Origin of the sequence: Nocardioides dubius, from assembly GCF_039528155.1 — a bacterium.
Taxonomy (GTDB): Bacteria; Actinomycetota; Actinomycetes; order Propionibacteriales; family Nocardioidaceae; genus Nocardioides; species Nocardioides dubius.
Genome location: NZ_BAAALG010000011.1, coordinates 512,803 through 521,314, shown reverse-complemented (window position 1 = coordinate 521,314; position 8,512 = coordinate 512,803). Strand labels below are relative to the sequence as shown.

Here is an 8,512-nt window from a genome sequence, read left to right as displayed (position 1 = left end):
GCCGCGAACGCAGCCACCGCAGGAGTGCCCTCGCCACCGAGGAAGTCATCCAGATCAAGAGACGCGAACGCGGCGTCGTCACACCACGAGGCCGCCGAACCGCCGTCCACGACCGGGTTGACCACGCACCACTGATGCGCGAGCCGCAGTTGCTGACGCCCCAGCACCAGCGCGGAGTGACGACCTTCCGAGATCACCGCAAGCAAGCATCCCGCATCGAGGTCACTGACCTCATACGGAGTGTGCGTGGCGTCGATCTCGATCATGGAACCAGTGGATCAGAGACCTCCGACAGTTCGATCTGTGCGCACGCGGAGGCGCGTCAACTGAGCGCGGCCAGCGCTGCGGCCACTGCGGGCCGCACGCCGAGGGGCACGTTCGAGCGCGGTCGGTAGTGCGACAGCGGGATCAGGTCGTGCTCCTGGACGACGGCGGAGATGTTGCAGAGCAGCGCCTCCACCTGGGCGGGCGTGCGGCCGGTGCCGGCGATCAGGTCGGCCACGATCTGCGAGCGCCGCGCGGGCGCGCCGCCGTGCTCGGACTCCAGCAGCGTCAGGTATCCGCGCACCACGGACGCGATCTCGTCCTCGGCCCACCCCGCCTTGCGGACCGGCGCCGCACCGGGCAGCGCCCAGACCCCGGTCTCGTCGATCAGCAGCTTGCCGTCGGCAGCCATCGCGGCGGCGGCCGCGTGCAGGTCGAGCTGCCAGGTGAAGAACGCGTCGCCGTCGCGCAACACGGTCTCGTGCTGCGCCCAGACCTGCTTGGCGACGTCGAGTGCTCGGGCACGGGAGCCCTGCTGGTGCAGGGCATCGGCGATCCAGGAGTGGAGGCGAGGTGCGGAGGTCACCTGCTCAGCCTGGCATGGCACCGGTACGCACGAGCGCCGGGCCACCGCAGCCGCGCGCTCGCGGTCAGGGATAGAGCAGGGCCCGGTCCTGGGCGACGTTGCGGTCGGCCTCGGGGTCGGGGAGCGACCGGGCGTCGACCAGCCCGATCACTGCATCAGGATCGACCGGCTCCGGCAGATGCCGGTAGTCCGGACCGGACGACGGGGGAGCGGCGTCGCAGGCACGGGGTTCCATGTCCAGCACGCTACGCCGACCACCCGGCGTCCGGAAGGGATCAGCTGACCGCAGCCTTGGCCAGGTCACGCTCGTAGGAGTTGCGCACCGACCACAGGATCGCGACCGAGCAGAACATCGGCGGCAGCAGGAAGAGCATGCCCACCCGGATCGAGTCGAAGCCGTCGGAGGCGGCGCCGACCAGGAACGGGCCGAAGGCGCCGCCCAGGGTGGTCAGGAACTGCAACAGGGCGAAGCCCATGCCACGTGTCGAGGCCGGGACGACGTTGGCGGCGGCCGCGGTCAGGTTCGGCATCGCGCCGGCGAAGCCGATGCAGGCCAGGGCGACCATCGCCATCCGCAACGGCACGCCGGGCAGCAGCACGGCCAGGGTGAGGCCGAGCGCGCCGACCAGCAGGAAGATCGTCGAGAGCCGGACCCGCCACCCGTCGCCGCGGTCCTTGTCGCCCATCTTGGAGCCGATGATGATGCCGACCACGATGCCGGTCCCGCCGACGCCGCCGGCCAGCCCGGAGGCGGCGTCCACCTTGAGGTCCTCGAGGCGCTCGAGGAAGGTCGGCAGCCAGTAGAAGAGCCCGGCGACGCCGAGAGCGAGCATGGCCTGGGCCAGGATGATGCCGCGCAGGGTCTTGATCCGCAGCAGCTCCTTGGCGTCGGCGAAGATCGTCGACGGCGGCCCGGTGAGTGCCGCGTGCTCGGCGCTGCCCTCGGTGGCGGCCAGGTCGCCCTGTGCGGCCTTCATCCGGTCGATCCGGTCGCCGAGTCCGCGGATCGGCTCCTTGACGGTGGCCATCAGCACCGCGATCACGATGCCGGGGATGGCGGCGATGAAGAAGACCGCGCGCCAGTCGAGCGCCTCGGCGACGGCCCCGCCGATGATCACGCCGGCCGGCAGGCCCATGTAGTAGCCGGCCCGCTCGAAGCCGAACGCCTTGCCGCGTGAGCTGTTCGGGTAGTAGTCGGCGAGCAGGCTGGAGGCCGGCGGGTTGTAGAGCTGGCCGGCCGCGCCGATCGCGATCCGGACCAGGAAGAACATCGCGAAGGTCGTGGCGAGCCCGCTGAGCACGGAGAAGAGCGACCAGAGCAGGACCACGATCACCACCGTGGCGACCCGCGGCGCGCGGTCGGCCAGCCGGCCTGCCGGCAGCAGCAGGACCGCGGCGGCGATGCTGGCCGCGGTGGGGATCAGCCCGGCGACGGTGTCGCTGAAGCCGAAGTGGTCCTGGATCGCGGGCAGCGCTCCGGCGATCAGGTTGATCTCCACGCGATCGATGAAGGCGACCAGGGCGATCGCGATCGCGGGCCACCAGCCGAACGGCGGGTCGCGGTCGAGGTCCACCTCCTGGACGCCGCCCTTGGCGGAGACTTGCAGGGTGGCGGTCCGGCTGGGGGCGGAACTGCTGTCGGGCTGGACGTCCGTCATGGGGACTCCTGTGCTCGGCGGGCGGAGTGTGACTACGATGACACCAGAATCGTACAAGATATATGAAATGGAGTCCGCGAATGGTTCGAGTGGCTGCCGTCCAGTACGCCGTCGGCGAGGAGATCGAGGAGAACCTCGCCACCGCGGTGCGGATGATCGACGAGGCGGTGGCGCAGGGGGCCGAGCTCGTGGTCCTGCCCGAGTTCGGGAACCATGTCTCGTGGTACGCCGACCGCGCCCATGCCCGCCGGCATGCGCAGAGCCTCGACGGCGAGTTCCTCGGCACCCTTGCAGCCCGTGCCGCCACGCATCGGATCCACCTGATGGTGAACTGCACCCTGCTCCGCGCCGACGGCCGGGTCGCGGGGGCGAACCTGCTCTTCGGCCCGGACGGTGCCCTGATCTCGAGCAGCGACAAGCAGGTGCTGATGGGCTCCGAGCGCGACCACCTCGACCCTGCCGTCGATCGGCCGGGAGCGGTGGACACGGCGCTCGGCCGGGTCGGGCTCTACTCCTGCATGGACGGCGTCATCTTCGAGACCCCGCGGATGCTTGCCGCCGAAGGGGCGCAGCTGCTGCTCAACAGCCTCAACTCGTTCGCACTGGATGAGGCGTCGCTGCACGTTCCGGTGCGTGCCGCGGAGAACAAGGTCTGGGTGGTGGCGGCCAACAAGGTCGGGCCGCTCGTGCCGGCGCACAGCATCGAGATGGTCGCCGCCAAGGTCGGCGTTCCCGTGGATCGCCTGCACGGCGCGGGGGAGAGCCAGATCGTGGCGCCCGACGGCACGGTGGTGGCGATCGGTCCGCGTAGTGGCGAGGCGGTGGTCATCGCCGACATCGACCTCGACCTGGCCACGGAGAAGAGCCGCCCCGACGGCACCGATGTGATCGCCGCGCGCCGACCGGCGCTCTATCGCGCGCTGGCCGCGGAGCCGCGGGGACGCAGCGCCGCGCCCGGCGCGGCGGAGATCGCCGCAGCCGTGATCAGCCCCGGTGCCGACGATGACGTGGTGAGCCTGGTGGACGCGGCGCTGGCCGCCGGTGCCGACCTGGTCGTTTTGCCGGAGCTGGCGGCGCACGTCGGGGGAGCGGCGGACGGCGACGTCGTCGCGGACCTTGCCCCCGCTGCCCTGGCCGCGATGCTGGCCGGCACCGCCACCCTGATCGTCACCAGCGTGGTCGAGGACGGGCGGCACGTCGGCCTGGTGATCTCGGCGGACGGCGTCGCCCTGCGCCAGCCGCAGCTGCACGCCAGCGAGCGACACGGCCCGCTGGCACTCGCCGACGGGGACGGCGCGCCCGTGCTGATCCACCAGGCGCCCTGGGGCCGGCTCGCGGTGGTCGTCGGCGACGATGCCCTCTATCCGGAGACGTTCCGCCTTGCTGCGTTGGCCGATGCCGACGTGGTGGCGGTGCCGTTCACGGTCGCCGAGGCGCACGACGTCGATCTGCTCCTGCTGGAGCGGGCGGCGGAGAACCGGCTCAACGTCGCGGTCGCCTCGCGCCCGCATGCCGCGTTCGGGGCCGGTGCGCTGATCCCGCTCAGCGCAGACTTCACGCTGTGGGGGGACTGGGCCAACCCGTTCGCCGGCGTGATCAGCCGCCCGGAGCCGCAGGGCGCCGACGCCCCGATGACGCTGGGCGTGCTGCGGCCCGCCTGCGCGACGAACCGCTTCGTCTCCAAGGGAACCGACGTCGTCGACGGGCGTCCCTGGCAGCTGCTCGGCGGCGTGCTGACCGACTGATCGTCGGCCGCCGAGCCCGAGGGGCCCGAGGGGCCCGAGGGGCCGCGCAGGTCAGGCCTGCGCGGCCTCGCCCTCCTCGCGGACGGCGAGCGCCTCGAGCAGAGCGCCCTCGGTGCTCTCCAGGTGGGCGATCCAGGCGTCGCGGAGCTCCTTCGCCTTGCCGGCGCGAGCGAGGTCGAGCAGCTCGCGGTGCTCGTCGATGCGTCCCTGCTGGGTCTCCGGCTTGTGGTCGAGGTCGGCCATCAGCAGGTGCAGGTAGCGGTCGGAGGCCTTCCACAGCAGGCGCAGCACGTTGGCGTCGGCGGGGCCGATCACGTCGAGCAGCATCGCCTCGTGGAACGCGTGGTGCTTGGCGGCGAGGGCGGCCGGCTCGCGCTCGATGCCGATGTACTCGGCCAGTGCCGCCTCGGCGTCCTCGAGACGCTCCTCGCTCATGCTCGCTGCGGCCCGGGTGACGAGGTCGCCCTCGATCAGCTTGCGCAGGCCGTAGATGTTCACCAGCTCGTCGCTGGTGACGGTGGCGACCAGGGCCGAGCGCCCCGGCCGCAGGCTGATCACGCCCTCGCTCTCGAGGCGTCGCAGCGCCTCGCGCACGGGGATGTGGCTGATGTCGAACCGCTCGCAGAGGTCGACGATCGAGACCGTCGAGCCCGGGGGGAGGTCGCCGTTGAGGATCGCCCGGTGCAGCTCGTCGGTGACCCGATCCACCAGCGAGTGATGGGCGATCGGCCGGACGCCCGTTACGCCGTTGGAACGTCGACTCATGAGGCTCCCCAAGGTGAGGGTGGATAGGAACGGCCCAATCATATATTCCGGCGGCCGCAAAGTTCGCTCAGGTTGCACTCACGACTTCTCAAAGACGGAGTAGATATCGTATATTCTGTCATCGAGGAGGTGATCATGGTCGATCCAACGACCTTCCGTGACGTGATGGCCCAATGGCCGAGCGGTGTCACGGTCGTCACGACGCTCGCCCAGGACGGCGGGTGGCATGGGATGACGGCGAGCTCGTTCTCCAGCGTCAGCCTTGATCCGCCGCTGGTGTCGATCTGCCTGACCAAGACGCTCTACAGCCACGAGTTGATCGAGCGCAGTGGCGTCTTCGCGATCAACGTGCTGGCCAAGGACCAGATCGACGTCGGCCGCAGGTTCGCTGGCATGGACAAGGGCGTCGTGGACCGGTTCGACGGCGAGAGCTGGTCGACGTCGGCAACCGGGGCGCCGCTGCTGGACTCGGCGCTCGGCTGGTTCGACTGCCGCGTGGTGCACGCCTACCCCGGCGGTGACCACACGATCTTCGTGGGCGAGGTGCTCGAAGGGCACGCGGCCCGGCGCTCGGCGCCGCTGCTGTTCCACTCCCGCGGCTGGGGCCAGTTCGCCGACGTCCTGCCGGACGTGGCGACCCTCGCCGACGGCGGAGTGGTGGCCGGAATGGCCGCCGCCGGACTCACCGCGCCGAACGCCCACGTCACCGCGGGCGTCGCCAGCGCCGGTGCCCGGGTGCGGGTCGCCGACCTCACTCCGGCCGTCACCCTCGCCGAGGCGGAGGCGCTGGTGCCGCGCACCCTCGACCTCGCCGCTGCGAGCGTCCTGGTCCGCGACCGGGCCCAGGCCGAGCTCGCCCTGCAACTCGGCATCGGCACCGTCGAGCTGATGCTGGACGCGGCCGACTCGGCCCAGGCGGAGGAGCTCGCGAGCAGCCTCTCGCCGATCGCCGAGCGCACCTCCGTGGTGCTGCGCGACGCATTCGCTCCGCAGCGTCTCGACGCCGTGCTGGCCGCGATCCAACTGCTCAGCCGCGCCGGCGTCAGCGAGATCGGCCTGAGCGACACGGCCGGCGGCGCGACCCCACTCCAGGTGCGCGCGCTGCTCCAGGAGGCCGTGCCGCTGGCCCGGCCGGCTCCGCTGCGGATGGTCCTGCACGACCGTGACCGACTCGGTCTGGTCAAGGCGATCACCGCGCTCAAGAGCGGAGTACGACACTTCGACGCCACCCTGGCCGGCTTGGACGGAGCGGTGGCGACCGAGGACCTGATCCGCCTGCTCGAAGAGGTCGACGTCGACTCCCCGGTCGACACCGCGGCCCTGGTCAGGCTGGCCGGCGACCTGCGCGCTCTCGTCGCGGCCGCACCGGCCCGTGCAGTACCCGTCCCAGCATCACCCCAGCTGCCGACACCTGACGGCAACCCGACCATCGTAGGAGCCGCAGGATGACCGCCAAGCTCACCGCCGAGATCCTCTTCCCCGACCTCACCGACGCCGAGCGCGCCCGGGCCAGCCTGGTCGAGTCCGTGCTTCCGGCGATCGCCGCCGAGGCCGAGTTCGCCGACCAGAGCGGAGCCCTGCCCGCCGGGCACCTCAAGCTGCTCGGCGACGCCGGCCTGCTGGGCCTGGTCGTGCCGCGCGAGTACGGCGGCCTCGACGGCGGCCTGCGCGACCTCGCCGCCACCACCTACGCGCTGGGCACGGTCTGCGGCTCGACCGCGCTGGCCTACTTCTTCCACTGCTCGTCGTCGTCGCGCGGGATGCTGCCGCTGGCCGCGCTCGACGCCGGGCTCTACAGCCCCGACGAGGCGCCGGTGGTGCGTGCCTTCGCCGAGAAGGTGCTGCACCTGATGGGCACCGAGGAGAAGGCCATCGGCAACTTCGCCAGCGAGTCGGTCAAGGCGTCCAACGCCAACGTGCTGATCCGCACCACCGCCACCCCGGTGGACGGCGGCTGGATCCTCAACGGCGAGAAGTCGTTCGGCTGCCTCTCCGGCTCGGCCGACTACTACCTGGTCACCGCGCGCCGCGAGGACATCGAGGGGATGGACGCACTGACCCTGTTCCTGGTCCCGCGCGCCACCGAGGGTGCTCGGCCGCGAGCGCCGTGGACCGGCCTGGGCATGCGTGCCTCCGACAACAACGGGCTGATCCTGGAGAACGCCTTCGTCCCCGACGAGCTCGCCCTCGCGGTGCCCGGCGCCTTCAACCGCGCGACCCAGATGTCGCGTGGCTCCTGGGTGGGCAACCAGATCGCGATCGCGGCGATCTACGCCGGCATCGCCCAGGGGGCCTGGAGCTACGCCTTCAACCGGACCATGTCGGCGACCTTCGCCGACACCGGCAAGCCGATCGCCTCCAGCCCGATGCACCAGGTGATGATCGGTGACGGCGAGCGGCACCTTGCCGAGGCGCACCTGTGGCTGCGCCGTCAGGTCGACCTGGAGGCCTCCGACCCGCCGATCCTGCCCAAGCCCGAGGTCGTGCAGTCCTGGAAGCTGGCCAAGGGCGCGATCTGCGAGCACGCACACGAGGTCGCGCTGCTGGCGCTGAAGATGTGCGGAACCTCAGGAGCCCTGATGGGCAACGAGATCGGCCGGGCGGTGCGCGACACCGCAATGGGTCTAGTCCAGGCGTTCCCCGCCGAGCGTGGCAAGTTGGACCTTGCCAAGATGCTGGTCGAGAACGAGGGGTGGGCCGGGCTCACCACCACGGACAGCTTCAAGAAGCCGGAGGGTGCTCAGTGACGCAGGCCGAGAAGACCGTTCGTGGCGGGCTTGTCCTGCCCGCGATCGAGCAACTGGTGGACGGCGTCTGGTCGGCACCGGCCGACGCCCTGGACCTGGAGCTGCTCGATCCCTTCACCGGCGAGGCGGTGGGCACCGCCCCGGCCAGCGAGGCGGCAGCCGTCGAGGCCGCTCTGGCGGCCGCGCACCGCGTGCACGCCAGCGGTGCCTGGAGCGGCATCGAGGTGTCGCGTCGCGCGGAGATCCTGGACGCCGTCGGCGTCGCCCTGGGCGAGGAGGTGGCGCGACTGGCGGCACTGGAGTCGTTCGCCACCGGCGTGCCGATCGCGCAGACCAGCATCGTCGGCGTGATCGTGCCGGGTGCCTTCCACCTGGCGGCGGCGCAGCTGCGCGAGGGCGTGCTCTGCGAGACCACGACCGGTGAGCACGGCAACCCGGTCGAGGTGCACCGGCTGCCGCTCGGCCCGGCGCTGAGCCTGGTGCCCTGGAACGCCCCGGCACCGATGGCCGCGCACAAGATCGCCAGCTCGCTGGCGGCGGGCGCACCGTCGCTGCTCAAGCCCAGCGAGTACGCCCCGTGGGGCACCACCGCGCTGGCCCGGGTGATCGACCGGGTGCTCGCCGAGCAGGGCGCACCGGCCGGCACCTTCCAGCTGCTGCAGGGCGGCCCTGCCGTCGGCGGAACGCTGGTCAACGACCTGCGGATCCGCGCCGTCTCCTTCACCGGAGGCCTCGGCGCCGGCCGGG

General features: G+C 71.6%; 9 protein-coding genes. 4 read left to right on the top strand and 5 right to left on the bottom strand.

Annotated features, from left to right (window positions below; translation table 11 throughout):
* The 4 genes from ABD151_RS15620 to ABD151_RS15605 form a co-directional block, all read right to left on the bottom strand.
* Positions 1-266, bottom strand: a 266-nt coding sequence (locus ABD151_RS15620) for a hypothetical protein (protein WP_343995697.1), incomplete at its 3' end; no start/stop codon positions are given.
* 56 nt (positions 267-322) lie between these two features.
* Positions 323-850: a hypothetical protein gene (locus ABD151_RS15615; RefSeq protein ID WP_343995696.1), complete on the bottom strand. Its 528-nt coding sequence runs from the start codon at positions 848-850 to the stop codon at positions 323-325.
* Positions 851-914: 64 nt separating this feature from the next.
* Positions 915-1,085: a hypothetical protein gene (locus ABD151_RS15610; RefSeq protein ID WP_343995695.1), complete on the bottom strand. Its 171-nt coding sequence runs from the start codon at positions 1,083-1,085 to the stop codon at positions 915-917.
* Positions 1,086-1,125: 40 nt separating this feature from the next.
* A complete protein-coding gene (locus tag ABD151_RS15605; protein WP_343995694.1) occupies positions 1,126-2,508 on the bottom strand; it encodes an MFS transporter in 1,383 nt (460 codons plus the stop codon).
* A gap of 80 nt (positions 2,509-2,588) precedes the next feature.
* Between ABD151_RS15605 and ABD151_RS15600 the strand changes: the two genes are divergently transcribed.
* A complete protein-coding gene (locus tag ABD151_RS15600; protein ID WP_343995693.1) occupies positions 2,589-4,253 on the top strand; it encodes a nitrilase-related carbon-nitrogen hydrolase in 1,665 nt (554 codons plus the stop codon).
* Between the two features lie 51 nt (positions 4,254-4,304).
* On the opposite strand, the gene ABD151_RS15595 is transcribed toward ABD151_RS15600, so the two are convergent.
* Positions 4,305-5,018 (bottom strand): GntR family transcriptional regulator, encoded by a 714-nt coding sequence (locus ABD151_RS15595; RefSeq protein WP_343995692.1) that lies wholly within the window; start codon positions 5,016-5,018, stop codon positions 4,305-4,307.
* Positions 5,019-5,153: 135 nt separating this feature from the next.
* Between ABD151_RS15595 and ABD151_RS15590 the strand changes: the two genes are divergently transcribed.
* The 3 genes from ABD151_RS15590 to ABD151_RS15580 form a co-directional block, all read left to right on the top strand.
* Positions 5,154-6,467 (top strand): flavin reductase, encoded by a 1,314-nt coding sequence (locus tag ABD151_RS15590; protein WP_343995691.1) that lies wholly within the window; start codon positions 5,154-5,156, stop codon positions 6,465-6,467.
* The gene (locus tag ABD151_RS15585; protein ID WP_343995813.1) at positions 6,464-7,765 is read left to right on the top strand and encodes an acyl-CoA dehydrogenase family protein; all 1,302 of its coding nucleotides are present in this window, start codon (positions 6,464-6,466) and stop codon (positions 7,763-7,765) included. Before ABD151_RS15590 ends, ABD151_RS15585 begins: the two co-directional genes overlap by 4 nt.
* Positions 7,762-8,512, top strand: a 751-nt coding sequence (locus ABD151_RS15580; protein WP_343995812.1) for an aldehyde dehydrogenase family protein, incomplete at its 3' end; no start/stop codon positions are given. The genes ABD151_RS15585 and ABD151_RS15580, both read left to right, overlap by 4 nt.